The sequence below is a fragment of the Mangrovihabitans endophyticus genome, assembly GCF_014646155.1.
Taxonomy (GTDB): Bacteria; Actinomycetota; Actinomycetes; order Mycobacteriales; family Micromonosporaceae; genus Actinoplanes; species Actinoplanes endophyticus.
The window spans coordinates 12,901-38,734 of sequence record NZ_BMMX01000008.1 but is presented as its reverse complement, the minus strand read 5'-3'; the positions used below and the strand labels follow the sequence as shown (position 1 = coordinate 38,734).

General features: G+C 71.5%; 39 protein-coding genes. 34 read left to right on the top strand and 5 right to left on the bottom strand.

The window, feature by feature from the left end; all coding sequences use genetic code 11:
* The first annotated feature begins 90 nt into the window (after positions 1-90).
* Together IEY73_RS12190 and IEY73_RS12185 are read left to right on the top strand one after the other, a co-directional pair.
* Complete coding sequence (locus IEY73_RS12190; RefSeq protein WP_189079282.1) at positions 91-369, top strand: hypothetical protein; 279 nt, start codon at positions 91-93, stop codon at positions 367-369.
* Positions 366-794, top strand: coding sequence for a hypothetical protein (locus IEY73_RS12185; protein WP_189079281.1), 429 nt, complete (start codon positions 366-368; stop codon positions 792-794). Before IEY73_RS12190 ends, IEY73_RS12185 begins: the two co-directional genes overlap by 4 nt.
* 65 nt (positions 795-859) lie before the next feature.
* Here IEY73_RS12185 and IEY73_RS12180 read toward each other — a convergent pair whose 3' ends face one another.
* The 4 genes from IEY73_RS12180 to IEY73_RS12165 form a co-directional block, all read right to left on the bottom strand.
* The gene (locus IEY73_RS12180; protein WP_189079280.1) at positions 860-1,474 is read right to left on the bottom strand and encodes an HAD family hydrolase; all 615 of its coding nucleotides are present in this window, start codon (positions 1,472-1,474) and stop codon (positions 860-862) included.
* A gap of 8 nt (positions 1,475-1,482) precedes the next feature.
* On the bottom strand, positions 1,483-5,064 hold the full coding sequence (gene smc / locus IEY73_RS12175; protein ID WP_189079279.1) for a chromosome segregation protein SMC: 3,582 nt from the start codon (positions 5,062-5,064) through the stop codon (positions 1,483-1,485).
* Positions 5,065-5,280: 216 nt separating this feature from the next.
* On the bottom strand, positions 5,281-5,475 hold the full coding sequence (locus IEY73_RS12170; RefSeq protein WP_189079278.1) for a hypothetical protein: 195 nt from the start codon (positions 5,473-5,475) through the stop codon (positions 5,281-5,283).
* A gap of 298 nt (positions 5,476-5,773) precedes the next feature.
* Positions 5,774-6,025 (bottom strand): helix-turn-helix domain-containing protein, encoded by a 252-nt coding sequence (locus IEY73_RS12165; RefSeq protein WP_189079277.1) that lies wholly within the window; start codon positions 6,023-6,025, stop codon positions 5,774-5,776.
* Between the two features lie 165 nt (positions 6,026-6,190).
* Between IEY73_RS12165 and IEY73_RS12160 the strand changes: the two genes are divergently transcribed.
* The 22 genes from IEY73_RS12160 (at position 6,191) to IEY73_RS12055 (ending at position 16,851) form a co-directional block, all read left to right on the top strand.
* Positions 6,191-6,421, top strand: coding sequence for a helix-turn-helix domain-containing protein (locus IEY73_RS12160; protein ID WP_189079276.1), 231 nt, complete (start codon positions 6,191-6,193; stop codon positions 6,419-6,421).
* A complete protein-coding gene (locus IEY73_RS12155) occupies positions 6,418-7,005 on the top strand; it encodes a hypothetical protein (RefSeq protein ID WP_189079275.1) in 588 nt (195 codons plus the stop codon). Before IEY73_RS12160 ends, IEY73_RS12155 begins: the two co-directional genes overlap by 4 nt.
* Positions 7,002-7,190: a BldC family transcriptional regulator gene (locus IEY73_RS12150; protein ID WP_189079274.1), complete on the top strand. Its 189-nt coding sequence runs from the start codon at positions 7,002-7,004 to the stop codon at positions 7,188-7,190. Before IEY73_RS12155 ends, IEY73_RS12150 begins: the two co-directional genes overlap by 4 nt.
* An 80-nt stretch (positions 7,191-7,270) precedes the next feature.
* Complete coding sequence (locus IEY73_RS12145; RefSeq protein ID WP_189079273.1) at positions 7,271-7,702, top strand: hypothetical protein; 432 nt, start codon at positions 7,271-7,273, stop codon at positions 7,700-7,702.
* Positions 7,699-8,346, top strand: a complete 648-nt coding sequence (locus tag IEY73_RS12140) for an RNA polymerase sigma factor (RefSeq protein ID WP_189079272.1) — start codon at positions 7,699-7,701, stop codon at positions 8,344-8,346. The genes IEY73_RS12145 and IEY73_RS12140 overlap by 4 nt, the downstream gene beginning before the upstream one ends.
* Positions 8,343-8,882, top strand: a complete 540-nt coding sequence (locus IEY73_RS12135) for a hypothetical protein (RefSeq protein WP_189079271.1) — start codon at positions 8,343-8,345, stop codon at positions 8,880-8,882. The genes IEY73_RS12140 and IEY73_RS12135 overlap by 4 nt, the downstream gene beginning before the upstream one ends.
* On the top strand, positions 8,879-9,334 hold the full coding sequence (locus IEY73_RS12130; RefSeq protein WP_189079270.1) for a hypothetical protein: 456 nt from the start codon (positions 8,879-8,881) through the stop codon (positions 9,332-9,334). The genes IEY73_RS12135 and IEY73_RS12130 overlap by 4 nt, the downstream gene beginning before the upstream one ends.
* Positions 9,327-9,491 (top strand): hypothetical protein, encoded by a 165-nt coding sequence (locus IEY73_RS12125; protein WP_189079269.1) that lies wholly within the window; start codon positions 9,327-9,329, stop codon positions 9,489-9,491. Before IEY73_RS12130 ends, IEY73_RS12125 begins: the two co-directional genes overlap by 8 nt.
* Entirely contained in the window at positions 9,488-9,700 is a 213-nt protein-coding gene (locus IEY73_RS12120; protein WP_189079268.1) for a DUF6011 domain-containing protein, read from the top strand. The genes IEY73_RS12125 and IEY73_RS12120 overlap by 4 nt, the downstream gene beginning before the upstream one ends.
* A complete protein-coding gene (locus IEY73_RS12115) occupies positions 9,697-9,933 on the top strand; it encodes a hypothetical protein (protein WP_189079267.1) in 237 nt (78 codons plus the stop codon). The genes IEY73_RS12120 and IEY73_RS12115 overlap by 4 nt, the downstream gene beginning before the upstream one ends.
* Positions 9,934-9,935: 2 nt before the next feature.
* Positions 9,936-10,196 (top strand): response regulator transcription factor, encoded by a 261-nt coding sequence (locus IEY73_RS12110; protein ID WP_189079266.1) that lies wholly within the window; start codon positions 9,936-9,938, stop codon positions 10,194-10,196.
* A complete protein-coding gene (locus IEY73_RS12105) occupies positions 10,193-11,272 on the top strand; it encodes a glycosyltransferase (RefSeq protein ID WP_189079265.1) in 1,080 nt (359 codons plus the stop codon). The genes IEY73_RS12110 and IEY73_RS12105 overlap by 4 nt, the downstream gene beginning before the upstream one ends.
* 44 nt (positions 11,273-11,316) lie before the next feature.
* On the top strand, positions 11,317-11,802 hold the full coding sequence (locus IEY73_RS12100) for a hypothetical protein (protein ID WP_189079264.1): 486 nt from the start codon (positions 11,317-11,319) through the stop codon (positions 11,800-11,802).
* A gap of 171 nt (positions 11,803-11,973) precedes the next feature.
* Positions 11,974-12,225 carry a hypothetical protein gene (locus IEY73_RS12095; RefSeq protein WP_189079263.1) on the top strand — a complete coding sequence of 84 codons (252 nt, stop codon included), beginning with the start codon at positions 11,974-11,976 and terminating at the stop codon, positions 12,223-12,225.
* Positions 12,222-12,833 carry a hypothetical protein gene (locus IEY73_RS12090; RefSeq protein ID WP_189079262.1) on the top strand — a complete coding sequence of 204 codons (612 nt, stop codon included), beginning with the start codon at positions 12,222-12,224 and terminating at the stop codon, positions 12,831-12,833. Before IEY73_RS12095 ends, IEY73_RS12090 begins: the two co-directional genes overlap by 4 nt.
* Positions 12,826-13,245: a hypothetical protein gene (locus IEY73_RS12085; protein ID WP_189079261.1), complete on the top strand. Its 420-nt coding sequence runs from the start codon at positions 12,826-12,828 to the stop codon at positions 13,243-13,245. Before IEY73_RS12090 ends, IEY73_RS12085 begins: the two co-directional genes overlap by 8 nt.
* Positions 13,238-13,744 carry a hypothetical protein gene (locus IEY73_RS12080; protein WP_189079260.1) on the top strand — a complete coding sequence of 169 codons (507 nt, stop codon included), beginning with the start codon at positions 13,238-13,240 and terminating at the stop codon, positions 13,742-13,744. The genes IEY73_RS12085 and IEY73_RS12080 overlap by 8 nt, the downstream gene beginning before the upstream one ends.
* Before the next feature lie 52 nt (positions 13,745-13,796).
* Positions 13,797-14,213 (top strand): hypothetical protein, encoded by a 417-nt coding sequence (locus tag IEY73_RS12075; RefSeq protein ID WP_189079259.1) that lies wholly within the window; start codon positions 13,797-13,799, stop codon positions 14,211-14,213.
* A gap of 162 nt (positions 14,214-14,375) precedes the next feature.
* The gene (locus IEY73_RS12070) at positions 14,376-14,537 is read left to right on the top strand and encodes a hypothetical protein (RefSeq protein ID WP_189079258.1); all 162 of its coding nucleotides are present in this window, start codon (positions 14,376-14,378) and stop codon (positions 14,535-14,537) included.
* 26 nt (positions 14,538-14,563) lie between these two features.
* On the top strand, positions 14,564-14,740 hold the full coding sequence (locus tag IEY73_RS12065) for a hypothetical protein (RefSeq protein ID WP_189079257.1): 177 nt from the start codon (positions 14,564-14,566) through the stop codon (positions 14,738-14,740).
* A 126-nt stretch (positions 14,741-14,866) separates the two neighbouring features.
* Positions 14,867-15,964 (top strand): HNH endonuclease, encoded by a 1,098-nt coding sequence (locus IEY73_RS12060; RefSeq protein WP_189079256.1) that lies wholly within the window; start codon positions 14,867-14,869, stop codon positions 15,962-15,964.
* 71 nt (positions 15,965-16,035) lie between these two features.
* Positions 16,036-16,851 (top strand): DUF1922 domain-containing protein, encoded by an 816-nt coding sequence (locus tag IEY73_RS12055; RefSeq protein WP_189079255.1) that lies wholly within the window; start codon positions 16,036-16,038, stop codon positions 16,849-16,851.
* 138 nt (positions 16,852-16,989) lie between these two features.
* On the opposite strand, the gene IEY73_RS12050 is transcribed toward IEY73_RS12055, so the two are convergent.
* Complete coding sequence (locus IEY73_RS12050) at positions 16,990-17,340, bottom strand: hypothetical protein (protein ID WP_189079254.1); 351 nt, start codon at positions 17,338-17,340, stop codon at positions 16,990-16,992.
* A 515-nt stretch (positions 17,341-17,855) separates the two neighbouring features.
* Between IEY73_RS12050 and IEY73_RS12045 the strand changes: the two genes are divergently transcribed.
* From IEY73_RS12045 to IEY73_RS12000, 10 genes are read left to right on the top strand one after another with little or no spacing between them, the layout of a single operon-like run.
* Positions 17,856-18,308 (top strand): phage terminase small subunit, encoded by a 453-nt coding sequence (locus tag IEY73_RS12045; protein ID WP_444543373.1) that lies wholly within the window; start codon positions 17,856-17,858, stop codon positions 18,306-18,308.
* Positions 18,286-20,040 (top strand): terminase, encoded by a 1,755-nt coding sequence (locus tag IEY73_RS12040; protein WP_189079252.1) that lies wholly within the window; start codon positions 18,286-18,288, stop codon positions 20,038-20,040. The genes IEY73_RS12045 and IEY73_RS12040 overlap by 23 nt, the downstream gene beginning before the upstream one ends.
* A complete protein-coding gene (locus IEY73_RS12035; protein ID WP_189079251.1) occupies positions 20,040-21,446 on the top strand; it encodes a phage portal protein in 1,407 nt (468 codons plus the stop codon). Before IEY73_RS12040 ends, IEY73_RS12035 begins: the two co-directional genes overlap by 1 nt.
* 4 nt (positions 21,447-21,450) lie before the next feature.
* A complete protein-coding gene (locus IEY73_RS12030) occupies positions 21,451-22,233 on the top strand; it encodes a VG15 protein (RefSeq protein ID WP_189079250.1) in 783 nt (260 codons plus the stop codon).
* 49 nt (positions 22,234-22,282) lie between these two features.
* Entirely contained in the window at positions 22,283-22,900 is a 618-nt protein-coding gene (locus IEY73_RS12025) for a hypothetical protein (protein WP_189079249.1), read from the top strand.
* Between the two features lie 47 nt (positions 22,901-22,947).
* Complete coding sequence (locus IEY73_RS12020; RefSeq protein ID WP_189079248.1) at positions 22,948-23,829, top strand: phage major capsid protein; 882 nt, start codon at positions 22,948-22,950, stop codon at positions 23,827-23,829.
* Positions 23,830-23,835: 6 nt separating this feature from the next.
* On the top strand, positions 23,836-24,363 hold the full coding sequence (locus tag IEY73_RS12015; protein WP_189079247.1) for a nitroreductase family protein: 528 nt from the start codon (positions 23,836-23,838) through the stop codon (positions 24,361-24,363).
* Positions 24,364-25,068, top strand: a complete 705-nt coding sequence (locus IEY73_RS12010) for a hypothetical protein (protein ID WP_189079246.1) — start codon at positions 24,364-24,366, stop codon at positions 25,066-25,068.
* 3 nt (positions 25,069-25,071) lie between these two features.
* Positions 25,072-25,485 (top strand): hypothetical protein, encoded by a 414-nt coding sequence (locus IEY73_RS12005; RefSeq protein WP_189079245.1) that lies wholly within the window; start codon positions 25,072-25,074, stop codon positions 25,483-25,485.
* Positions 25,482-25,832 carry a phage head closure protein gene (locus tag IEY73_RS12000; RefSeq protein ID WP_229715777.1) on the top strand — a complete coding sequence of 117 codons (351 nt, stop codon included), beginning with the start codon at positions 25,482-25,484 and terminating at the stop codon, positions 25,830-25,832. The genes IEY73_RS12005 and IEY73_RS12000 overlap by 4 nt, the downstream gene beginning before the upstream one ends.
* Positions 25,833-25,834: the final 2 nt, after the last annotated feature.

Here is a 25,834-nt window from a genome sequence, read left to right as displayed (position 1 = left end):
AGACATCGATCACGGTACGGTCGTCGCCGAGTCCGGACTCGAACACGTGTCCATCGAACACGTGTTCCTCTTTGTGAGTATGATGCGAGTATGACGAGGCGGATAACCGTGAGTCTTCCCGATGATGTCGCGCAATACCTCGACCAATGTCCCAACACCTCTGCGATCGTCACCGAGGCGGTCCGTGCCCGCATGGATCGAGCTGAGGCGGTTCGCAAGACCCTCGCAGCGGTCGGCATCCATTTGACCCCGGAGGGGCAAGCATGGGCACGTTCAGTGCTCAGCCCTCCGAGCGCCGCCCAGCGCGCCGAAAGCCAGCGCTACCTGGAGGCCATCGAAGCCGGCCGTCTTCCGGAGGTGCAGGAATGATCCAGAACGAACCAGCACGCGAAATACGAGCGGTGCTCGACCGCTCCGCTTTGCAGTCGTATGCACGAGGCCACGTTCACGTGGGTGAACTCCTGCGCGAGATCGCCGAAGAAAAGAACATGGCGGTGGCAATTCCGGCGGCTGCGCTCGCGGAAGCCCATGCAGAGCACCTGGCGGATCAGCGCAGCTCTGCACTACTGGGCCTGATCCTCACTCTGCCGGTGACGGCCGTGCTGGATCTCGATCATGAGTGCGCGGTCGCTATGGCCGGTCCGCTTTCCCTCACCGGAAATGACATGGCCCGGGCGCAAGCCGTTTGGGCCGCGAACAAGCACGGTGCTCTGCTCTTCACCACCGAACAGGACAAAATGAGAGCATTAGTGCCGGAGAAGAATATTCTCCCGTTGCCGGACCAGGACGCGTAGTCCTGGCATGACGCGAGCGGGTGTCGGCGGCCAGTCCGCCGACACCCGCTCGCGGATCGGCTCGGTCAGAGGTCCAGTGCCTTGCGCAGGTAACGCAGCCCGTCCGAGCCCGACCAGCGATACGCCGGCAGGTTCGCCGCGCGGGCGCCGCCGACCGCCCGGTCCTCGTCGTCCACGAAGAGCACGCGCGACGGTTCCACGCCCAGCGTCTCGCAGGCGCGCTGGAAGAACTCCGCGGCCGGCTTGTGCACCTTCAGCTCCCACGAGCTGATCACGTGATCGAACTCGTCGGTCAGCTCCAGCGCCGCCAAGTCGTCGCGGAGCAGATCCGTGGCGTTCGTGGCCAGGCCGACCGGGCGTCCCGCCGCGCGCACTTCGCGGATGAAGGCGAGCACCTCCGCATCGACGTAACCGCGGTATTTCTGCCACTCCGCGACCGCGGCCGTGGCGTCGGCGGTGGGCAACGGCAGCCGCGCCGCCACGGCGGCCATCCATTCGGCGTCGGTCAGTTCACCCGCCACCGCGGGGCGCAGCAATTCCCCATCCATCGCGGTGGACATCAACACGTCCGGTTGCAGGCCGTGACGGCTCTCCACGGTGGCCGGGAAGGCGGGATCCCACTGCCGCAGAACCCCGTCGAAATCGATCAGCAATGCACGGGCCGGCTCACGCAGCGGCATGACGCGGATCAATCCTCCAGTTCGCGCTTGAGGCGCTGGCTGATCACCTGGGTGACGCCGGAACGCATCGTGACGCCGTACAGCGCGTCGGCGACCTCCATGGTGCGCTTCTGGTGCGTGATGATGAGCAGTTGGCTCTTCTCCCGCAACTGCTCGAAGAGGGTAATCAACCGCCCGAGGTTGACGTCGTCCAGGGCGGCCTCGACCTCGTCCATGATGTAGAACGGGCTGGGCCGCGCCCGGAAGATCGCGCAGAGCATCGCCACCGCAGTCAGCGAACGCTCGCCGCCGGACAGCAGCGACAGCCGCTTGATCTTCTTGCCCGGCGGGCGGGCCTCGACCTCGACGCCGGTGGTGAGCATGTCCTCCGGGTCGGTGAGCACCAGGCGGCCCTCGCCGCCGGGGAAGAGCACCTGGAACACGGCCTGGAACTCCCGGGCGGTGTCCTCGAAGGCGGAGGTGAAGACCTCCAGGATCCGGTCGTCCACATCCTTGACCACGGTCAGCAGGTCCTTGCGGGTGGCCTTGAGGTCCTCGAGCTGGTCGGAGAGGAACTTGAACCGCTCCTCCAGCGCGGCGAACTCCTCCAGCGCCAGCGGGTTGACCTTGCCGAGCAGCGCCAGGTCACGTTCCGCCTTGTTCGCCCGCTTCTCCTGGGTGGGGCGGTGGAAATCGACCGGCTGCGGTTCCGGCTTGCCGTCCTTCTCCGCCGCGGCGACCTCGGCCTGTGTCGGCGGCACCGGCTGGTCCGGCCCGTACTCCTGGATCAGCGTCTCCACGTCCAGCGAGAAGTCCTCGGCGGCCTTGGCCTCCAACTGTTCGATCCGCATCCGCTGCTCGGCGCGGGCCACCTCGTCGCGGTGCACCTCGTTGGTGAGCCGTTCCAGCTCCGACACCAGCCGCTTGGCGGTGGCCCGGATCTCCTGCAGTTCGGCCTCCCGGGCCGTACGGGCGCGGGCCAGCTCGTCGCGTACCTCGACGGCGGCGGCCAGCGACACACCGATCCGGTTGATCGCCTCGGCCGCGCCCAGCGCGACCGCCTTCGCGATCTCGGCGCCGCGGGCTCGGGCCGCGCGGCGCGCCGCCGCGCGTTCCCGCGCCTGACGTTCGGCGTTCGCCTGCCGCAACAGTGAGTCGGCGCGGCCGGCGATGGAGGAGACCCGTTCCTCCGCGGTACGCACGGCGAGGCGCACTTCCATCTCGTTCTGCCGGGCCTGCGGCACCAGGGCGGAGAGGCGATCCCGCTCGTCGGCGGACGGCTCCTCGTCGATCGGGGTGTCCTCGGCCGCCTGCAGGCGCTCCTCGAGTTCGGCGAGTCTCGTCAGATCGGCTTCCCGGGCGCTTTCCGCGCGTTGCAGGGAGGCGGCCAGACGTTCGGTTTCCGCGCCCGCCGACCGTGCGGCGGCGCCCAGCTCGGCCAGCCGGCGCGCGGCGGCGTTGCGCTCGCCTTCGGCGGCCCGGCGGGCGGCCGAGGCGGTGTTCACCCGTTCCTTGTGCTCGGCGACCTCGGCACGGGCGCCGTCGAGCTGCGCCTTCACCTCGTCGATCGCCTGCTCGGCCGTTTCCTTCTTGGCCTTCGCCTCGTCGACCGCCGCCTGCACCTCCAGGTAGCTGGTGGCCTTGGCGGAACCACCGGCGGCGGCGTGCGCGCCGAGCACGTCGCCGTCGGGTGTGACTGCGCGCAGCTCGGAGTTGCCGGCCACCAGCCGTGCCGCGGCGGCCAGGTCGGGCACGAGCACCACGTCGCGCAGCGCGCGGTTGAGCGCCGGGCGGACGCTCGGCGGGCAGTCGATCACGTCCGGAGCCCACGCGGCCCCTTCCGGCAGCGGCGGCCGGAGCGCGTCCAGGGTCCCCCGCATGCCCGGCCCGGCCGGACTGCCGACGACCATCTCCGCGCGCCCGGAGTCACTGATCTTGAGGGACCGCATCGCCTCGACGGCCTCGTCCACACCGCTCAACGCGACCGCGTCGGCGAGCGAGCCGAGGGCGGCGGCGAGCGCAGCCTCGTGTCCGGGCTGCACGGTGAGCATGGACGCCAGACTGCCGAGCAGTCCGGGAACCTGGTCCGCCCGGCCGAGCAGCGCGCCGGCGCCGTCCTTGCGCTTGAGCCCCATGGAGAGGGCTTCCTCGCGGGCCTTCCAACTGGCCGCGTCCTTCTCCGCGGCGCGCTCCGCGTCGGACAGTTCCTTGACCACCGCGGCGGCCCGGTCGTGCGCGGCCACCGCCTCGGCGTGCCGGGCGTCCAGGTCGGCGTTGTCCCGGTCGGCCTCGGTGGACTCGGCGGCCACCTCGTCGACGGCGGCCTGCGCAGCCTCGGCACGGGTCAACGCGTCGGCGTGCGCCGCGGTGAGTCGTTCGATCTCGGCGGCGGCGCCCTCGGTGCGGGCCCGTGCCGCGCTCACGTTGCCGGTGAGCTTGGCGAGTCCTTCCCGGCGGTCGGCGATCGCCTTGGCCGCGGTGCGCAGCGCGCCCTCCGCCGCATGGAGTTGCCGCTCCAGCTCCTGCCGGTGTTCGACCGCCTCGGCCAGCCGGGTCTGGTCGTCGGTCAGCGCCTCGCGCAGCTCCTCCTCCTGCTCGCGCACCCGTTCGGCCTCGGCGGCGAGCTGGTCCGGGTCGCGGCCGGGGCGTTCGTCCTCGGGTGCGGCGGCGAGATGGCGCAGACGCTCGGAGGCGAGCTGTTCGGTGGACCGGAACCGTTCCTGCAGCGCGGACAGGCGGTACCAGGTGTCCTGCGCGGCCTGCAGCAGCGGCGCGTCCTCGGCGTGCTCGGCCTCCAGATCGGCGAGCTGGCGCTGGACCTCACGATTCTCGCCCTCGACCTGCTGCCGCCGCTCGCGCATCGCGGACTCGTCGGCGATCTCCTTGTCCAGCGTGGTGCGCAGGGTGTGCAGGTCGTCGGCCAGCAGTCGGAGCCGGGCGTCACGCAGGTCGGCCTGGATCCCGGCGGCACGGCGCGCCACTTCGGCCTGCTTGCCGAGCGGCTTGAGCTGGCGGCGCAACTCGGCGGTGAGGTCGTTGAGGCGGTTGAGGTTGGTCTGCATCGCGTCGAGCTTGCGGATCGCCTTCTCTTTGCGCTTGCGATGCTTGAGGACGCCGGCCGCCTCCTCGATGAACGCGCGGCGGTCCTCCGGCTTGGCGTGCAGCATGGCGTCGAGGCGCCCCTGCCCGACGATGATGTGCATCTCCCGGCCGATACCCGAGTCGGACAGCAGTTCCTGGATGTCGAGCAGGCGGCACGAGTTGCCGTTGATCTCGTACTCGCTCTCACCGGAGCGGAACATCCGCCGGGTGATGGAGACCTCGGTGTAGTCGATCGGCAGAGCGCCGTCGCCGTTGTCGATGGTCAGCGTCACCTCGGCGCGGCCCAGAGGCGCACGGCCCGAGGTGCCGGCGAAGATGACGTCCTCCATCTTTCCGCCGCGCAGCGCCTTGGCACCCTGCTCGCCGAGCACCCACGCGATGGCGTCGACGACGTTGGACTTGCCGGAGCCGTTCGGGCCCACGACGCACGTGATGCCCGGCTCCAGCCGCAGCGAGGTCGAAGAGGCAAAGGACTTGAAGCCCTTCACGGTCAGCGTCTTGAGGTGCACGGATCTCCGGTGGTCTGGTCGGTCTGCTGCTCAGCAGGCTACCCGCCCGGCACCCGACTGCCTTCGCACGCCGCGCCCCGGCGGGCCGGTGAGGGCACGGGAAGGGGCAGGACAGGCACACGGTCCCGGCAATGCACTCGCGCCCCAAAAGAATGCGCGCCGCCACAGAAGGTGGAGGCGCGCTGTTGTGAGGGGTGCGTTCCCGAGGTGCTGGAATCAGGTCAGAGCGGGTTCGCCGATCCGCATCATGTCGTCAGTCTCGGCGGCCGCCGCCGCTAGACGATCATTCTCCGCCCGCAAGCGGGTGACCTCGAACTCCAGAGCCTGCACCCTGGAACGCAGTCGGGTGACCTCGTCGAGCAGACGCCGGTCAGGCGCCGCACCTACGTGGCCGTAGAGGGCCTTCGCCATTTTGTCTCCTTGTAAAGCGCTGCCGGAAAGGCCGGCCAACGCGCGCCCAGCGATTACCGCACAACTGCACCCTCGGACACGCGAGAGCACAGAATCCCGCACCCAATGCAACTGCTATGAGGTGCCGATCTCCCATGCCTGAACTCGACATCACACAACTACACTTCGAGCAGGCACAGGCGGGCGCGACTGGCGACACCTCTATAGTCCGCCGAGCGCCCCGCCGCGTCAAGCCGAGCGAGCGCGACAGGCATCCGCCCGCCCGTGAATCTCGCCACGCCACCGCCTTATCGGCGACTTAAACCTTCTTTAGGGCGCTGGTCTTGGGCAGCAGGTCGGCGACCTCGACCTCCAGGACGGCGGCGATCGCCTCCAGGTCGTCCATGTCGAAGGCGGTCTCCCCGGTCATGCGCCGGCTCATGGTGCTCTGCTTGATGCCGGTGCGGCGTGCCAGTTCTGAGCCGCTCATCCGTTTGCGCGCGAGGAGCACGCGGATCTCCTCGGCGACGTGTTCGCGGAGTCTCCCCCGCGCACCCACATTTTCGCTCATATCAGAGATGTTGACCCGGTCAGCGGGACGGGTCAAGTCCTATGGGCCAGTCACTGACATGAATGAATAGCCTACCCGCTCAGCGGGTTGACAGCCTACGCGATCACCGGTAGAAATATGCCCATGGGAGCAATCAACCCGATGAGCGGGTCATCCACTCAAGCGGTGCGTGAGGCCGTCGCGCTCAACGTCCGCGCCGAGCTGGCAAAGGCCAGGATCAGCGGCACGCGGATGGCCGCCAAGATCGGCATCCCGAGGTCGACGCTGGGCCGGCGTATCGCCGGTGAGGTCTCCTTCGATGCCGAGGAGATCGCGGCGATCGCCCGTGTTCTCCAGATCTCCACGGACGTCCTGCTCGCGGTGCCCGCACCGGTGCCCACGGTCGGTGCGGCGTGACCGGCAGCGCACCGGTCGTCGGCGTCGATCGGGTGTCTGGTGTGCCGGTGTGCTCGCACGGCGATGACGCGGACGCGTGCCAGATGGAGCATCGAGGCAGTCAGGCGCCGCCGCCGGGCACCCCGGCGCCGTCGGGTCCGCCGCCGCAGCCGTCCGGGCCGGTCCCGACCGGTCCCTCGTCCGCGGGTCCGGGCCGGTGCGCGGCCGGTCGCGTGGTGGATCTGACCGGTGAGGCCCTGCCGCGGATCGGCGAGGTGACCCGCAACGCGGAGCAGCTGGGCGCGCAGCTGCTGACGATGCTGCGCCGGCCGTATGACCCGCGGTCGGTGCCGGACGCCGAGCGTGATCCGGTCGGTGCGGCCTATGTGGCGGCGCGGCTGGAGGAAGCGGTCCGGGACGTGCGGCGGGCGCTGCGCTCGATCGGCGCGGTCACCGATGCCGGGCTGCCCGCGGCGGGCAGCGCGGTGCGGGCGCCGGGTGGACGCCACCGGCGCGCCGACCCGCCGGTGGAGTCCCGCGGCGAGGCCTCGGCCTCGTCGGGTCGCCGCGATCCGGGACCTGCGTACCTCGGCGGTGCCCGGTGACCGGGCGCCGGGACGGCGACCGGCTGTTGACCACGCGCGAGGTGGCGCGGCTGTTCCGGGTCGACCCGAAGACGGTGGGCAACTGGGTGACCGCGGGCCGTCTGGAGTCGATCCGGACGCCGGGCGGGCATCGCCGCTACCGCGAGTCGCTGGTGCATGCGCTGCTGCGCGGTGAGACCGGATGAGCAGCGCGGCCGCGCGGCCGGAATCCGCGCGGACCGCGAAATCGGACCAACCCCGAAACCCCAGAAATGAGGCGATCCGAGTGACCACCATACCTCCACCCCCGGACACCGGCGGGTATGTGCCGGCCGCGGCCGAGCTGCGCCGTATCGCCGACGTGGTCGAGCAGTTGCCCGACCGGGCGCCGGAGTGCGTGTCCGTCGAGATCCAGCCGTCGGTGCGCGGCGGTGACCGCAGCGCTCTGATCACCGCGGTCGACCGGGTCGCCGTGGCGGTGCTCGGCGTGCCGGGGATCACGAGCATGGTTGCCGGCAGCACGTTCCACGGCGTCACGACGCCGCGGTCCGGTGTCCTGGTGTGCGTCCGGCGTCGCCTGCCGGACTGGCGGGACGAGGACCTGGACCGTCTCCACGCCGAGGTGCGGCGGCTGCGGGCGGAGAACGTCCGGTTGCGGGCGGACGCGGCCGGGTCGCCGCCGGCGGTCCGGCAGCGCCAGGCGGGTGACCCGCGGTGACCGCGGCGGTGACCACGGTGGTGCGGCCGCGCCAGCCTGATGCTGACGAGCGGGCGCTGCAGTCGTGGGAGCTGGTGACGCGGGCGCAGGCCGGTGATCCCGATGCGGTGGCGGAGCTGTACCGGCGGTGCCATCCGCGGCTGCTCGCGATGATGCGGCGCCGGCTGCCGGATCTGGGCACCGCGGAGGAGCTCGCCCACGAGGTGTGGGTGCGGGCGCTGCGCCGGATCGGCGGGCTGCAGTGGCAGGGCCGGGATGTGCTCGCGTGGCTGTCCACCATCGCCCGGAACCTGGTCGCGGACTACTACAAGTCGCCGCGGGTCAATCGCGAGCAGCTGGCCGGTGACCCGTACGTCAGCCAGGTGTTCGAGACGGCGTCCCCTGAGGATCCGCTGGCCGCCGTGCCGGCATCGCTGGATGCCGCGCTGGATGCCGCCGTTCTGCGGCGTCTGGTGATGCGGCTGTCCCCCGATCAGCAGCAGGTGCTGATCGGCCGCTACTGGCGCGACCTGCCGCTGACAGAGGTCGCCGCGGAGATGGGCAGGGATTACCAGGCCGTCAAGGCCATCGCCTATCGAGCACACCGCCGTCTGGAGCGGATCGTCCGCGAGCAGGGGATGTTCGAGCAGGGGATGTTCCAGTGACCGCCGGCCACGGGCCGGCAGGCCCCTACCGCTGCGAGCGTGACGCGGCCGCCGCGGCGATGCCCCGGGCGGTCCGTGCGCTGCACGACGCCGGCCGGGTGCGGGCGGGTGACCCGGAGCGGCTCGTCCGGGACACCATCGCCGGTCACCTGCTGCACGCCTGCGAGGACACCGGCATGGAGCTGGGCGACTACGACCGGCGGGTTCTGGTCTGGCTGTCGCGCGGCGAGCCGGCCACAGCGCAGGTGCTGATCGGTCTGATCTCCCGCGCCTACCAGGCCGGCGTGCAGGCCGCCGAATCAAGGAGTGATTCCCGAGCCGGCGATCACGGGCGCGCGTGGCTGGCCGAGTCCGCCCCGGGGCTACTGCCCACGGTTGCGCGTCCGGCGTACGCCGACCGCTGCCCGGACGGCGGCCCCCACCTGTGGGTCGGACGTGACGGCCGGCCGGCGTCCGGCGACGACACCGACCGCTGTGACGCATGCGGCGCCCGGCGCACGACCGAAAACCCAGCAGCAAGGAGTGATTCCCGATGAGCAACAAGATCGCGGCGCGGCGGCGCGTTCCGGCCGGGGCGGTGTGGCTGCTGCGGTGGGCGGCCGCGGTGCTGCTGTTCGCCGTGGCGATCAGCGTGATCCTGGCGTGGCTGGTGGCTGTGGTGTACGGGCCGGTGCTGGTGGCGGTGTTGCTGGCCGCGGCGGCGCTGACGGCGGTGTGCGCCGTGGCCGGCTGGTGGTGCATGCCCCACGGCCATCGCCGCCGCCGTGGCCGTGCCCTGGCGCCGGTGTGGGACACGGTGGGCGGCCGGCCGGTCAGCCCGTCCGGGCCGCTGTACGTCTGCCCGGATCCGGTGCTGGAGCGGCTGTGGGAGGTGCCGTGGCCGCCCGCCCGGCCGTCCCCGCCGCCGCCGGCGGTGCGGTGGATCCGGTTGCGCCGGCCGGTCCCGCGGGCCGGCCGTGACCCCGGCCGGGGTGGCCGTCATGGGTGAGCGCCGGTACCGGCTGGCCCCGCACGCGCGGCTGACCCTGGGGCTGGCGTTCGTGGTCGCCGCGTCGCGGATCGCCGCGGCGGAGCAGCGGATGCACGCGACCCGGGCGCGGCTGGCCGCGCTCGCCGGTGACCCTGCCCGGCGGGCCGGGCGATGACCGGCCGGACGGTGGAGTGCGACATCTGCGGGCGGGCGTTGCGGACCCCGCAGTCGCGGGCCCGCGGCCGCGGCCCGACGTGTGACGAGAAGGTCAACCCCCGCCCGGTGGCGGTCGGGGGCCGGGATCACTCGCCGCCCGCACGGCTGGCCGCTGTCTCGCCGGCGGACGCGCCGACCCTGCTCGACGGCTGGCAGGCCGCGCCGTGACCGCCCGGCCGCGCCCGGATCGTGTCCGGCCGCACCCGCACGTCGCGGACGACGACGTCCCGGCCGACCACCGCGGTCGGCGCCGCTGCACCACGTGCGGGCTGATGAGCCAGGCGGGCGACCCGCGCCACCCGATCACCCCGCTGCCTCCGCCGCCGCCGCGGTTCGACCCGGAGCTGGTCGCCGCGGCCGCCGAGCGCGAGGCCGCGATCCTCGGAGAGAGAGACGACTGATCATGCTCAAACCTCAAGCCCTGGCCCCGGCAGGTGTGCTCGGTGCCCGGCCGCCGGGCGCGCCCGTCCCGCAGCTGACCCGACGCGAGACGGAGATGCTGGCGCGCGCCGCCGCCGGCCATTCCAACCGGCGCATCGCCGACGACGTGTTCGTGTCCGAGGACACGGTGAAGACGCATCTGCGGCGGGTCAACGCCAAGCTCGGCGCGACGAACCGGGCGCACGCGGTCGCGATCGCGTTCCGGCGGGGGATCCTGCGGTGACCGGCCGCCGGATCGTGGCGGTGGTGCCGGCCTGCAACGAGGCCGCGACGATCGCCGCGACGATCGCCTCGCTCCGGGCGCAGACCCGCCCGCCGGACAAGATCGTGGTGGTGGCGAACAACTGCACCGACGACACCGCGACGGTGGCGGCCGCCGCGGGCGCGTACGTGATGGTGATGGCGGACAACCCGCACAAGAAGGCCGGCGCGATCAATCACGCGCTGGAACGCCTCGCCCCGTATCTGGACGGTGATGCGTGGGCGTGGGCGGTGCTGGTCATGGACGCCGACACCACCCTCGCTCCCGGCTTCCTGGAGATCGCCGACCGGCATCTGGGCGCCGGGGTCGGCGGGGTGGGTGGCACGTTCTGCGGCCGCCCGTCGAGCACCGTGCTGGGTCAGCTGCAGCGCATGGAGTTCCACCGGTACGGGCAGGTCGCCCGGCGGCTCGCGTATCGGGCGTTCGTGCTGACCGGCACCGGCACCCTGTTCGCCTACGCCGCGCTGTGTGATGTGCGGGCGCAGCGCCGCGCCGCGGTGATGCTGCCCTACGGCGAGTCGTTCTACGACACCCACAGCCTCACCGAGGACAACGAGCTGACGTTCGCGTTGCAGGCGTGCGGCTACGCGTCGATCTCCCCGCCGGGGATGCTGGCCACCACCGACGTCATGGACACGATCCCGAAGCTGGTCCGCCAGCGGGAACGCTGGTACCTCGGGGCGCTGCGCAACATCGGCCGGTACGGCCGGCGGATGCCGCCGCACCTGCGCTGGACCTATTGGCGCCAGCAGGCCGGCCTGCTGCTGTCCGCGGTGGTCGCCATCTGCTATCTGCTCGCCGTGACGGTCACGCTGGCCGTGTCCGGGTCGGTGCAGTGGTCCTGGTGGTGGCTGGCCCCGTCGGTGCTGCTGCTCGTCGAGCGGGTGTGGTCGGTGTGGGCGATGGGCTGGCGGGCCCGCCTGTACGCCGCCGCGTTCGTGCCCGAGCAGCTTTACACCCTGCTGCTGACCGTCATCTACGCGCTCGCCTTCACCCGCTGGATCCGCGGCCACCGCGGCTCGTGGGCCGCCACCTGAACCGTCCCCTTCTGTCGATCTGCTCCTTCCGGAAAGGAACCCCCGTGTATCACTCTGCTCTGCCCAAGACCGGCGCCGGCCTGACCGTCGGCGGTGTCACCCTCGCCGCCATGAACATGCTGTGGGTCGGGATCGCGATCGCCGTCCTCGGCGGCGCCCTGATCACCGTGAGCAAGTTCGGGCCGCGGCTGGCGGTCGACCCGGCCCCGGTCGGCACCCGCGGCACCAGGTGGCAGCTCACCTGGAACGGACGGCCGCTGCGCCGCCGCGGCCGCGACCTGGAGGCCACCTCGACGCGGCTGCCCGCACCCGCCCGCCACGCCCCCACCGCGCCGCCGGCCGCCCGGGTGATGACCGCACCCGCCGCCGCGCCGGCGATCGCCGAGCAGGCCGGGCGGCGGTATGTCGCCGCCGTGCACGGCCCCGAGCACCGCGGCCGGCACCACACGGAGAACGTGGACACCCGCATCCACGACGTCGACGAGCTGCGCGCCAAGCTCGCCGACCACCGCCGCCGCGGGCGCCGCTGATGGCCGGCGTCGACTGGTCGCGGTACCGCCGGTGCACGACCTGCCTGGCGCCGCTCGGACAGCCGTGCACCGCGCTCTCCGGGCGGGTGGTCGCCGGCCGCCACACCGACGGCGTCCGCACCACCCTGGACGGCCCGCACCGCGCCCGCAAACTCCGGACGGGAGGAGCTCATGGCTGACCGGGCCCGCGAGTCTAGCCGCGCGGCTCAGCCGCGACGAGGCGAAGATCCCAATCCCGAACCGATCATCCGTGTCATCGCCCGCGACATCGAGCTTGGCGATGTGGGTGTCCGAGATCTGCGTCCGGGCCAGTTCGTCGTGGTCTGCGCCGAGCCGCTGCATGTGGCGCAGGAGCAGCGGTTCGACGACGGCACCGTGCTGCTGACGCTCAAGCTCCGCACCGTTGAGGAAGGAAAACCGTGACCCGCATCGTTTTCGTGGACACCGAGACAACGAGCCTGCGCCCGGACCGTAGGGCGTGGGACGTCGCGCTGATCGTCCGCGACCCGGGCGCCGCCGCCGACGACGAGTATCAGTGGTTCGTCCACGCCGACCACCTCGCCCTCGACAACGCCGACCCGCGCGCTCTGCAGGTCGGTCGCTTCTACGACCGGCACCCCGACTACCGCAGCAAGTCCCCCGACCCGCTTGACCCGTGGGTTGGCGGAGGCACTCCCGAGTTCCTCGTCATGCGGGAGGTGGAGCGGCTCACCCGCGGCGCGCACCTCGTCGGCGCGGTGCCGAACTTCGACGCTGAGGTGCTCGGCGCGCGGATGCGCGTCCAGGGCCTCTGCCCGTCCTGGCACTACCACCTGATCGACGTCGAGGCCCTCGCCGTCGGATACCTCGCGGCCACGTCCGGCCTGGACATGACCCGGCTGCCGTGGGACTCCGGCTGGCTGACTGCTCAGCTCGGCCTGGCCCCGGTCCCCGACAAGCTGCGCCACACCGCGCTCGGCGATGCCTCGTGGGCTCGCTCAATCTACGACCGGGTGACGGCTGGCCAGCAGGACGGAGACACCCGTGCCTAACGACGACACCGAAGCCTGCCAGCTAAAGCACCGGACGATGCCGGCCGAGGCCTACTCGCTTGAGCCAAGCCCGGCCCAGATGGGCGACACGACGACCCTCGCCCCCGGCGAGTGGACGCCGATCGACGAGATCGGCACGCAGATCTACGTCTACGGTGACCAGCCCGTCGACGTCGCCGTCCAGTACGCCGAGGTTGAGTCCGAGCTCCGCCAACTGCGGCGCGAGGTCGATGTCGCTCGCGAGCTGATCGGCACGGTACGGACGATCGCCGAGACGTGGAGCACTGACCCGGGCGCCTTCCCGGACGGCGCCGCCGACCCGATGGAGCAGATCGCGACCGTCCTGCTCGGCCCTCGTGATCAGCGGCGCCCTGTTACCCGTCCGCATTTCTTGGAGGTACCCCGTGGCTGACGAGACCAAGAGAGAGGAAGGCCGCAAATTGCGCGAGCGTGCCCGCGCGCTTGCAGTAACGAGCCCGCACCTCAACGACGACGTCGTGGTCGCCTGTATGGACCTGGTCGGCCGGGCCGGAGCCAGCGGCTTCGAGATCGGCTACCTGCACGACGATGTGCCGGTGGCCGAGGCTGGCTGGTACGCCCACGCTCAGTACCAGGGTGCCCGGCTCATCGCCCAGGACCACCAGTCGCCGACGGGCGCCGCGCTGGCGCTCGCAGAGCGCCTGCTGGCCGGCGCAACGTGCCGGTGCCTTCAGCCGGTGACGCTTTCTGATGGCCAGGCTGGCTGCCGGTGGCGGCTGGTCGGGCAGCGGTGGGAACCGGCCTGCGACGTCGCCTCGATCAAGGTGTCCGGCGCCCGCGGGGACCACGCTGCGATGCGCCGCGCGCTGGCCGAGTCCGGCAACCGGGCCCAGAGACGCGCGGCCAAACGGAAGGGCGGCCGTCATGGCTGAGCCACATCTGGACCACCCAGGCTGTTACCGAGACGAGTTCCACGGGGGACTCGTGACCAGCTACGAGGTGCCTGACGGGCCGAAGATGCTGCGCGAGACGCTGTGCCTGGCGCAGACCGCCATCGGCGCGGTAGCCGGCGTAACGGGTCAGCACCACATCGCCCTTCTTCAGCGCCTGGTCGATGAGTGTGACCGGCATCGGCCGCTCGGCCGGGACGGCACGCACGGCGACCGGCACACCCGCACCTGCGGCTGCGAGGACAAGCAGGGGGCACGCCTCGTGAGGGTCTTCACTTTCAGGCGGTGGTCGGGCCGGGAGGAATCGGTGACGGCGTCGTCGGTGGAGATCGCTGCGAGCGGGGCGCTGGTCTTCCGGGACGGCGATCGGATCGTGCTGGCCGTGTCGTCGCCGCGGGACTGGCACGACCTTCGCGAGCAGCCAGAAGAGCAGGGCCATGGTGAGGCGTGAAGCGCTGGATCATCTGTAAATGCCGTCCGGACGGACCGTGGCAGCTGTGGTTGGGAGACGGCCTCAAGAGGTGGTTCATCGCTGGTCGGTCCTGCCGCGCCGATGTGGTCGACACGATGAACGAGATCGCCGCGGCGTGCGTGCTGGGACGAGGTGGTGGCGATGCCGTCGATCAGGCACACGGATCGGCTGCCGGCGGCCCGGTTGTGCGGGGTGTGCCGGGCGGTGCATCGGCGGGGTGTGCCGTGCCCGCCGGTGGGGCGGTGGCTGGTGGGCGGTGGCCTCGTGGTGGTGCGGCGGCCGCCGAAGCCCGAGAGCGTGTGATCCGGCCGCGGTGGGCGCCTGCCCGGGTGGCCGGTCTCTCGGCGGTGGCGGTGGGTGTCCAGGCGCCGGCGCCGGCGGTGGCCGGCTGGTGCGGGTGGCTGCCGCACGGGTTCGTGGTGGCGGGGGTGCTGGCGGCCGCGGCGGCGGTGGCCGGGGCGTGGGCGCACGGGTACGCGGTGCGTGGTCGGAGCGCGGATCCGTGACGTGAGGTTGTCCGGGAGTTGATGGGCCCGGCCGATCCCCTTGAGTCGAGGGGGTTGGCCGGGCCCTGCGCGCATATGCCGACAGATTCAAGTTGATCAATCGGAATGATCTTGTGGGGGGTCGTCGTGCCGTACTTTCTCGAAACCGACGCGTTCGCCGACCTGCCCGTGTGGGAGGTCCTCGCGGACGGTGCCGGCGACGTCGTCGACGCCCTGCAGGCCGCCTACACGCGAATGAAGTCGAAGGCCAGCCACTTGCTGTCCGAGGGCTATCTGACCGCCGGGCTGGCGCTGCAGCTGTGCCGCGGCCGCCGGCGGGTGCTCGACAAGCTGTGCACGCCGGTGCTCGGCGAGCAGCCGCTGCTGCACCGGCCGGGCGACGAGTGTGAGTGCCTCGGTGACACGTGGACCGACGGCTACGCCTACCGCATCCACGCGTTCCTCAAGCGCAACCCCACCCGCCGCGAGTACAACCGGTCTCGGGCGCAGAAGGCCGACCTGCGCGACGCGCGGCTCAAGGGCCTGGTCTACCGCCGCGACGGCGGCTGCTGCCGGTACTGCCGTTCGGGGCCGCTGTCACCGAAGGCCGGCCGGGCGAAGGACCGGCGCAAGGTGCTGCAGTACGACCACGTCGACCCCGACCGGCCGGCCGGGGTCGAGGGCGAGAACTTCGTGGTCGCGTGCGGCCGCTGCAACGAGTCCAAGGGCAAGCGCACCCCGTACGAGGCCGACATGGTGCTGCTGGACATGCCCGAACCGGATGAGGCGTCCGCGCTCGAACGCCGCGAGCTGCTGCTGCTGGACATGCCCGACCACTCCGCGACCACCGACCGACCACCGACCGATCAACGACCGAACAGCGATCACGAACAAAAACCGATCACTGACACGGTCACTGATCCGATCGCTGATCGAAAACATGATCCGAACGCCGATCCGGCGCCACCAGTGCGCCCGTCACCGACCACACCGCAGCCGGATCACCGGTCCGATCAGCGCCTCGAACCCTCCGGGATGGGTCGGGGCGGGACACCCGATCCTGCTTCGCCGCCGGCGGGACGCCATGGCCTGCAGGAACCCCGCACCGGCGAGCACCCGGACCCGTACCACCGCAGATCTCGCCGACCCCCGAACCCGCCGGCCTACATCTCTGCGGAGCCCCAGTGGCCTCCGGTCTGGCCGGCCGGGTCGGTGCCGGCCACAACTCCGGAGGAACGACCATGACGAACCGATGCCCTCGGTGCGACCGCCCGATCTCCGACGGCGCTGTGCTGTGTGCGACGGAAGGAAGGGGATTGGCGGCCGCGCTCACCACCGCGGCGGGGCACGCCACGGATGCGGTGGCGGTGCTGGCTCGCCAGACTCGGTACCGGCGCGGCGGGGCGGCGGCAGCGATTGACGGCGGTGCGCTGCCGGTCGATCTGACTGCGTCGGCCGAGTACGCCGCCGTCGACCGCACGGTCCGCCGGCATGCGGGCCGGGTGATGGTCGCGACGCGGCGCCGTCCGACGTGGAAGGCGTCGGAGGGTGCGGCGTGCCGGGTGGGGGTGCGCTGCGGTCACGACAGCTGCGACGACATCCGCTGGCGCGTGCCCCCGTCGCCGTTGGCCCTCGCCGCGGCATGGCTCGCCCATCAGACCGAGTGGCTGCGGAGGCAGCCGGACGCTGCCCGCGCGTTCGACGAGTTGCAGATGGCGTGCCGGCGGCTGGCCCAGATGGTCGACCGGCCCGCGGAACGGGACCTCGTGGGGATGTGCGATTGCGGCCGCGTGCTGTACGCCGTCGCCGGCCGCGAGGTGGTCCGGTGCCCGAATCCGTGCGGGGCCACCTGGCACGTCGACCGGTCCCGGGACATTCTGCGGGCCGCGCTGGACGAGCGGCTGGTCACCGCGGGCGAGGCGGCCCGGCTTGCGCAGTACCTCGACGGCGACCGCAACCAGGATCAAATTCGGGCACTCATCAGCCGATGGGTGCGCGCCGGAATCCTGCAGGGGCGGGGTGTCGCCGTCGAAGCGGACACGGCCGATGACCCCGATTCGGTTGCCACCTTTCGGTTCGGCGACATCCGCGACCGTTTGGCGCGGACGCCGCGCCGCGGCCAGGCGGCGTGACGGGCAGCGACAGAGGTTGCCGTTATCGGTCACGGACGGTACTGTTTCGGCCGTTGGGGACAGACCGACCCTGCCCGGAAACAGCGAGAAGCCCCGCCTGTGGCGGGGCTTCGTCGTATCCGCAGAGGGCAGTGCGGGTCAGCAGACGTAGGTTTCCATCAGGTCGATTGCCTGCTTCGCCTGGCTGGCGTTGATCGTGGCCGAGCCGCCGGACAGGCGTTCGGCCACCCGCTCGGCCAGCTTGTCGCCGGTGAACTCTCCCGCGGCGATGTCCGCGCAGGTCTCCTCGGCGCGGCGCACGGCGCGGGACTCGTTGCCGGCCAGTCCTGGGTCGATCTGTCGCAGCCCGGCGAGGTAGGCCTCGGCGGCGGCCGGCTCGATCTCGTCGGTGGCCGTCGCCGGCGCGGTGCTCGTCTCGGTGTCAGCGGCGGCTGGTGTCTCGGATCCGCATGCGGCCAGGCATGCGACGGCGACTCCAGCGGTGATCATCAGTGGTAGTGGACGCATCCGCACACAGTGGCTGCCCACTGCGCATGATCGGGACCGCCCGCACGGACAATCCCCGGGGGGATGATCGGACATGCCCCCTGCCCGCAAGCACACCCCCTGGCGCACGGTTCCCCTGCCTCCGGACTGGGCCAGTGAGGTGCGGCCGCGGATCCTGGCCCGCGATCCGCGGTGCAGGTTGCGCACGCACTGCTGGGGGGCGCGGTCGGTGGAGGTCGACCACGGTGACCTCGGGCCCGACGATCACAGCGACGCGAATCTGCGGGGCGTGTGCGCCCGCTGTCACGCGCACCGCACGGGACAGCAGGGAGCGAGCGCGGCGAATGAACGTCGGCCGAAGCGGCTGCGTCCGCGGGACGGCAGACACCCAGGAATTCAGTAACGCAGAGTAGTCAAGCGGGTGGGGGGTGCCCCCTCCCCCAGGGGTCTCCTGAGCGGCGGGGGTTAGCGTCTGCCAGCCAGTATGAATCTTGGATCGGGTCTGGGGGTGACTGAGAGTGCCGGTTACTGGCCGTAAGCCCAAAGAGGATCGTTCGCAGGTCCGGCACCGTAATCCGGCGACCCATGAATGGACCGACGTCGACAACGTTCCGTTCGGGAACGGGCCGGACCTGCCGGAGCGTGCCGCTGTACGAAACGACGGCGTTGAAATGCTCGGCTGGCCGGAACGCACCCAGCAGTGGTGGAAGACGGTGCGGCGGATGCCCCACGCGAAGCTGTGGACCGAGTCGGAGTGGCAGTTCGCGTTCGACGTGGCGGAGATCCACGCCCGGTTCATCGAGGCGTGGAAGGGTGCCAACGGCACCGAGTTGCGGCAGCGCGAGAAGCTGCTCGGCACGACCGCCGATGCTCGCCGCGATTTGCGGATCCGCTACGTCGACCCGAGGCCGGACGACGAGGAGCAGTTGCCGGCCGAGGTGACCCGCCTTGACGACTACCGCGACCTCTGAGGAACGCCCCGCCGGCTACCGGGAAGACCCGTGGTACGGCACCCGCGCGTGGGTGAGCCTGCCGTGGCCGCAGGACCAGGATGCCAAGGACCGGCTGATCCGGAATTCGCTCGGGCCGCTGGTCATCGACTGGGCTGAGGGCCGCGGCGACGGGCCGGGCCTGATCAACTACCAGAGCGGCGGTCAGTGGCAGTACACGCCGGGTCAGAAGCGGTTCCTAATCCTCTGGTACGCGTTCGACCCGGCGACCGGCCGGTTCGTCTACCGGCGCGGTGCCAAAAGAGGCGCGAAAGGCACCGGGAAGGACCCGTTCGGCGGGTCGATCTGCAATGCCGAGCTCGTCGGGCCGACGCAGCTCGTCCCGGACGGCCGCGGCGGCTGGACGGGCGAGCCGCACGGTATGCCGCTGGTGCAGATCGCCAGCAATAGCGAGGCTCAGTCCAAGGACGTGCTGCGCGTGGCGAACGCCATGTTCTCCAAGGACGCCCGCTCGTACTACGACTTGGATTGCGGCGAGACCCGCACCATCATCCGCGGGTCGGGTGGCCGCACCGAGGTGCTGACCGCGTCGGAGAGCAGCGCCGAGGGCGACCCGGCGACGTTCGTGTTCCTGAACGAGACGCACCACATGACCGAGTCCTCGGGCGGACACCGGGTGGCGCGGGTGGTCCGCCGCAACGTCGGTAAGTCTCCGGCAGAGCTGCAGGCCAGGGTGCTGGACGGCACGAACGCGCACGCCCAGGGCGGCGATTCGGTGGCCGAGCGCACCTACACGGCGTGGCAGGCGCAGGTGGCGGGGCAGGCCAAGCGGCGCGACATCCTGTACGACTCGATCGAGGCGCCGCCGGACACCGACCTGTTCGACGACGCCTCGCGGCGCGCCGGCCTCGAGGCCGCGTACGCGGATGCGCCGTGGGCGGACCTAGAGCGCCTCGATGGTGAGGTTCTGGACCCGGAGACCCCGGTGGCGGACTCGATCCGCTACTACCTCAATGGGCTGGCGGCCGCGGAGGACGCGTGGGTGGAGCCGCGGAAGTTCGACGCGCTGGCCCGCGCGGACGTCGTGGTGGCGGACAACAGCCAGATCGCGATGTTCCTGGACTGCTCCAAGTCCGGTGACGCGACCGGCCTGGTCGGGTGCCGGCTGTCGGACGGGCACGTGTTCACGCTGGGCTGCTGGCAGCGGCCGCGGGGGAACGCGGGCGAAGGCTGGCTGGCGCCGCGGGAAGAGGTGGACGGGGCGGTGCGGTGGGCGTTCGACCGGTTCCGGGTGGAGTGGTTCGGGGTGGATCCGTCGCCGGCGCGTGACGACGAGTCCGAGGCGCTGTACTGGATGCCGATGGCCGACGCGTGGCACCGCGATTTCCACCGGCGGTTGAAGGTGTGGGCGACTGGCGGGGCGAAGGTTGGCTCCGCGGTGCTGTTCGACATGCGCATCCGCACGCCGGGCGGTATTCAGCGCAACCAGCGGTTCACGCAGGCGGCGATGCAGACCGCCGCGGACATCGACGAGCACGGCGCGTTGTCGTGGGACGGCGATACCCGGTTGCGCACGCATGTGCATCAGGCGAAGCGGCGGACGAATCCGTGGGGTGTGAGCCTCGGCAAGGTCACCCGTGACTCGGACAAGCACGTCGACTTGGCGGTGTGCATGGTGGGTGCGCGGATGGGCCGGCGGCTGGCGCTGAACTCCGGCAAGGTGCGGCAACGCAGCGGGAAGGCGAGTTTCTGATGGTCCTCACACCTGACCAGGTGATCGACCAGGTGAAGGAGCTGCGCCGCCAGCACGAGTCCGAGCGCGCCGAGCTGGACGTGTTGCGGCGGTACTGGCTGGGCCGGCAGGCGCTCCCGGCGATCATCCCGCAGGATGCGCCGCGCGAGGTCAAGGAGATGGCCAGGATCGCCCGGGTGAACGTGATCTCGATCGTGGTGGAGTCGATCACGCAAGGGTTATTCGTGGACTCGCTGCGCGCGGTCGGCGCCGGCGGCGAGGATGTGACGCCGCAGGTGTGGCGGGCGTGGCAGGCCAATCGGATGGACCGGCAGCAGACCGGGCTGCACCGGGCGGCGACGGCGTACGGGACGGCGTACAACGTGGTGACGCCGGGCGCTCCCCTGCCGGTGATCCGGCCGGTGTCGCCGCGGTTGATGATCGCGGTGTACGGCGACGATCCGGACTGGCCGGTGTGGGCGGTGGAAAAGCGGCCGAGGACCGGTGGGTGGCGGCTGTACGACGCCGAGGCGGTCTATCAGGTGGATCGCGCCGGCGACCGCCTCGTGGCCAGGAGCGTGACCGCGCACGGCCGGGGTGTGACCCCGGTGGTGCGCTACCGCGACGCCGAGGACCTGGACCTGGACGACGACGTCGAGCCGGAGGCCTTGGGCGGCGGGTACGGGCTGCAGGTGTCGCGGGTGGCGGCCGGCCAGGTGGCGCCGCTGATGCCGTTGCAGGACCAGATCAACTTGTCGTCGTTCGGGCTGAAAGCTGCGGAGTGGTACAGCGCGTTTCGGCAGCGGTGGATCGTCGGCTGGACGGCCGGGGCCAGTGAGCGGATGAAGTCGGCGGCGTCGCAGCTGTGGACGTTCGACGAGCAACCCGACGATGTGCGGCTGGGTGAGTTCTCCCAGACCGATCTGCGCGGCTATCTCGACTCGCGTGAGGCGATGCTGAAGTACGCGGCCACCCTCAGCCAAACCCCGGTGCATGAGCTGGTCGGTGAGCTGGTGAATCTCTCGGCCGAGGCCTTGGCGGCGGCGGAGATCGGCCGGGACCGCAAGATCGACGAGCGGAAGACCGGTCACGGCGAGTCGCACGAGCAGACGCTCGGCCTGGCAGCCGGCTACATGGGCGTCGAGATGCCTGAGGACGCCGAGGTGGTGTGGCGTGACACGAGCGCGCGGGCGTTCGGCGCGGTCGTCGACGGGCTGGGCAAGCTGGCGCAGATGCTGCAGATCCCGCCGCAGGAGCTGTGGGACCGGGTGCCCGGCGCGACCCGCCAGGATCTGCAGCGGTGGCGCAAGGCGGCCGAGTCCGGCGACGCGATCGGGCAGCTGACCGCGATGCTGGACCGGCAGGCCGGCGGCGGCGAGACGACCACCCGGTCCGGGCTGATCCTGCCCGCGGGCGCCGGCGGGTAGCCCGGTGGCGCGGACCGGGCAGGGCGCGGCGCTGACCGCGGCACACCGGGCGCAGCAGCTGGCGGTGCGGGCGGGGTCGCTGCGGGAGCTGTTCACTCTGTGGAAGATGGTCGACCCGACGGATCTGTCCGGCACGATCGACGTGTTCGTGCGCGCGGCGCTGATCCTGGTCGACCAGGGCTACGACGAGTCGGGGGCGGCGGCCAGCGCCTATTTCGGGCTGTTCCGGCAGGCCGAGCGGGTGGCCGGGGCCGCGCCGGCGGTGCGGGCAGCGCCCCGCTTGGAACGCGCGTATGTGGCGGGGCAGGTCCGGGGGGCCGCTCTCAAGGGCATCATCACCGCCCGCCGTGCTGGTGTCTCGGTGGCGGTTGCTCACGACCGTGGCCTGGTGCGGGTGGCCGGTGCGGTGAGCAAGCTGGTGCTCGCCGGCGGCCGGCAGACCTTGATCTCGGCGGTGGACGAGGATCCTCGGGCGCTCGGCTGGTCGCGGGTGACCTCGGGTGATCCGTGCGCGTTCTGCCGGATGCTGGCCAGCCGCGGCCCGGTGTACGCGTCGCGGAAGCTGGCCGACTTCGAGACGCACGATTCGTGCGCGTGCACACCGGAGCCGGGCTATGCGCGCGGGTTGACCCAGCAGGCGCAGCAGTGGCGCCGCGAGTACGACACGGCGCAGCAGGTGGCGCGCGCGTCCGGGGCCGGGTCGAGCGGTACGGACAACGATGCGCTGAACAACTACCGCCGCTATCTGAGCGGCGCGTCGACGACCGCGCCGGAGGGCGCGGGGTGAAGTGATGACGGCCCCTGACCGGGGGCCGGTTGACGGAGGGATCCGGGGCATGGCGGACGGCGACGGCAACGACGGCGCTGGTGAGAAGACGTTCACGCAGGCTGACGTGGACCGCATTGTGCGGGAGCGCATCGGGCGGGAGCGGGAGAAGTACGCGGACTACGACGACCTGAAGCAGCAGGCGGCCGAGGCGGACAAGAACAAGTCCGCGATGGACAAGCTGCTGGAAAAGGTGTCGGGTCTGGAGGATCGGGCGGCCAAGGCCGAGGCGCAGAACCTGCGCAACGCGGTCGCCGCGGCCAAGGGGCTGTCGGCCAAGCAGGCCAAGCGGCTGCAGGGCTCCACCCGTGAGGAGTTGGAGGCTGACGCCGACGAGCTGCTCGCCGACTGGAAGCCGGCCGGCGACGGCAAGGGCGACGGCGGCAAGCAGGGTTCCGGCGACGCCGGCGGCAAGCAGGGCGGCGACGGCGCGGCGGACGGCGAGGGCAAGCAGGGTTCCGGCGGTGCGCCGGGATCCGGCCAGGACGGTGGGGACGGTGACGGCCGGCGCAGCCTGCCGCCGTCGGGCCGGCCGAAGGAGCAGCTGACCTCCGGGTCGGTGCCGTCGTCCAGCGGTGACAAGACCCCGGCCGAGATGGCCGAGTCGATCCTCAAATCGAGTTTCTGACCGTGCAGCGGGACGGCCGCTGCGTCCAAGGAAAGTGAGGAACAGCGATGGCTGTCCTGACCGCACAGGGCATCTCGGCGCTCGCCGTCGAGTTGCTGACCCGGATGATCGTGCTCCCGGCGACGGTGTCGCGGGTGCCGTCGGCCGATTTCGCCGGCTCCAACGGTGACACGATCACCGTGCGGGTGCCTCAGCCCGGCACCGCCCGCACGCAGGCTTCGGCGGGGTCGACGATCACCTACGACGACGTCGACGAGGTGCCGGTCGACGTGGTGCTGAAGCACCTGTACCACGCGAAGCTGATCTCCGATCAGGAGATGACGTACGAGCTGTACGACTTCGCGCGGCAGATCACCCGGGTGCAGGTCGCGGCGGTGGCCGAGGGCGCCGAGGACCAGCTCGCGACGGTGATGAACGGTCTATCGTCGGATCTGACGATCGACGTGACCGGTTCCAACATCGAGGCGATCGTGCTGCAGGCGCGGGAGCAGTTGGGCCGGGCGAAGGCGCCGATGTCGGACCGGTTCATCGCGGTGTCGCCGGAGGTGGCCACGTTCGTGCTGGCCTTGGACAACCTGTCCGAGGTTGACAAGGCCGGGTCGCCGTCGGCGCTGCGGGACGCGGTGATCGGCCGGTACCGCGGGTTCACGTTCGTGGAGTCGACGGCGCTGACCGCGGGCCGGGCGGTCGCCTACCACCGGTCGGGTTTCGCGTGGGCGAACGTCACGCCGGTCGCGCCGCGCGGTGCGACGAGCACCGCGGTCACCCAGGCCGACGGGGTGGGGCTGCGGCAGATCTTCCAGTACGAGACCAGCAAGCTGTCCGACGCGACCGTGGTGTCCACGTTCGCCGGGGCCAGCGCGGTGGTCGACAGCGAATCGGGCGCCGAGACGCCCCGGTTCGTGGTCATGGACACCGCCGAGAGCTGATCGGCGGTGCCGGCCGAGGACGAGTACCAGGGCCGCTACCTGGCGCATCAGCGGCGCAAGGCGGCGGTTCTGGCCCAGATCCTCGCCGAGCGGCACTCGGGTCGCCGTTTCGCCGACCGTCCGGTCGGTGACGGCGACCTGGAGCCGCTGCTGGACGCCGCCGCCCGGGCGCCGTCGTCGTGCGCTCGCCGTGGCGTGGCCGCGCGTGTGGTCCGCGGGCGGGATGCGACCGCGCTGCTGGGCGGGCTGCTGGTCGGTGGGGTCGGCTGGATTCACCGGGCGCCGGCGGTGGTGCTGCTGGTGGCCGATCCGGTCGCGTACAAGGCCGGGGACGAGGTGCGGTTCATGCCGTACCTCGACGCCGGGGTGATGGCGCAGGATCTGATGCTCGCGGCGGCCGCGGCGGGGATGGCGTCGTGCTTCGTCAACCCGGCCGTCCGGGAGCCGAACCGGGATTTCTTTACTGCCCGGTTCTGCGCTGGCGGGCTGTTTTGCGGGGCGGTGGCGGTCGGCTGGCCGTGGGAGGAGAGCTGAGTGGACGCCGTCTATCTGGTCGGCCCGGAGTCCGAGGAGCTGCGATACAGCTTGCGCAGCCTGCAGAATCTGCCTCAGGTGGACCGGGTTGTGGTGGCCGGCCGGACGCCGTCGTGGCTGTGCGGGGTGGAGCACCTGGCGCCGGTGCCGGACCGGCCGGGCAAGCACTGGTCGACGTGGGCGAACCTGCGCGCGGCCGCCGCGTGCCCGGACGTCAGCGACCGGTTCGTGCTGATGAACGACGACTTCTTCGCGCTGCAGCCGGTGGAGGAGATCCCGGTGTGGCACCGCGGCCCGGTCGGTGATCATCTGGCCAACCATCGGGCGACCGGCAACGCGAAGATGGCCGGGCGGCGCATGGACACCCTCGACATGCTGGAGGCCATCGGTGTGCCTGGCCGGCTCGACTACGAGCTGCACACGCCGATGGTGATGGACAAGGCGGTGCTGGCCGAGGTGATCGGCCGGGCCGACCGGGTCCGGACGGTGAAGTCGGAGCCGGTCGGCAAGCGGACGCTGTACGGCAACGCTGCGGTGGTGGGCGGCGAGGTCCACGCCGACGTCAAGATCCGATGGTTTCGGGATGTGCCGGCCGACGGCGACCTGTTCGTGTCGACGTCGGATCACACCTGGAGCACCGGAGCGGTCGGGCGGTGGCTGCGGCGCCGGTTCGGCCAGCCGTGCCGGTACGAGCGGGAGGGGTGAGCGGTGGCGGACCGTCCGACGCTGGCCAGCGATGCCCAGCTGTACGCCAAGATCGGATACACGCCGGCCGGGGATGAGGCGACCCGGGCGACCGGGTGCCTGGTCGACGCGTCCGAGCTGATCCGTGACGAGGCCGGCAAGACGTGGCTCAACGAGGCGGGCGACGAGGTCGAGGACGTGCCGCCGCGGGTGCAGCGCATCTGTGTGGCGGCCGCCTATCGCGCGTTCGCGAACCCGGAAGGCCTGTCGCAGCGCTCGATCGCCGACTCGTCCAAGTCCTATGACCGCACCGGCCGGGAGGGCGGCGAGGACGTGTACCTGACCGACCGGGAGATCCGGGCGGTGCGCCGCGCGGCCGGCGGGTCGTCGTTCGCGGCGGTGACCGTGGTGTCGCCGTGGTCGGGGGACGAGTCGTGAGCGTGCGGATCGGCGCGCACGAGCTGCGCCGGCAGTTGGCGGTGTGGCGGGAGGCGAAGGTCGACGACGGGCAGGGCGGCAACACCGTCACCCTGACGCAGGTCGGCACGGTGTGGGCCAAGGCGGGGCAGCCCACCGCGGCCGAACGGCTGGAGGCGATGCGCGCCGGCGTCGACCTGGCCTACGTGCTGCACATGCTGCCGGATGCCGACGTGCGTCGCGGCGACGAGCTGCGCGGCGACGGCGAGGTGCTGCGGGTCAAGGCGACGGTGCGGCCGTCGGATCCGGTGTATCTGCGTGCTGACTGCGAGGCCGAGCAATACCAGACCAGCGACGAGGAGTCCTGAAG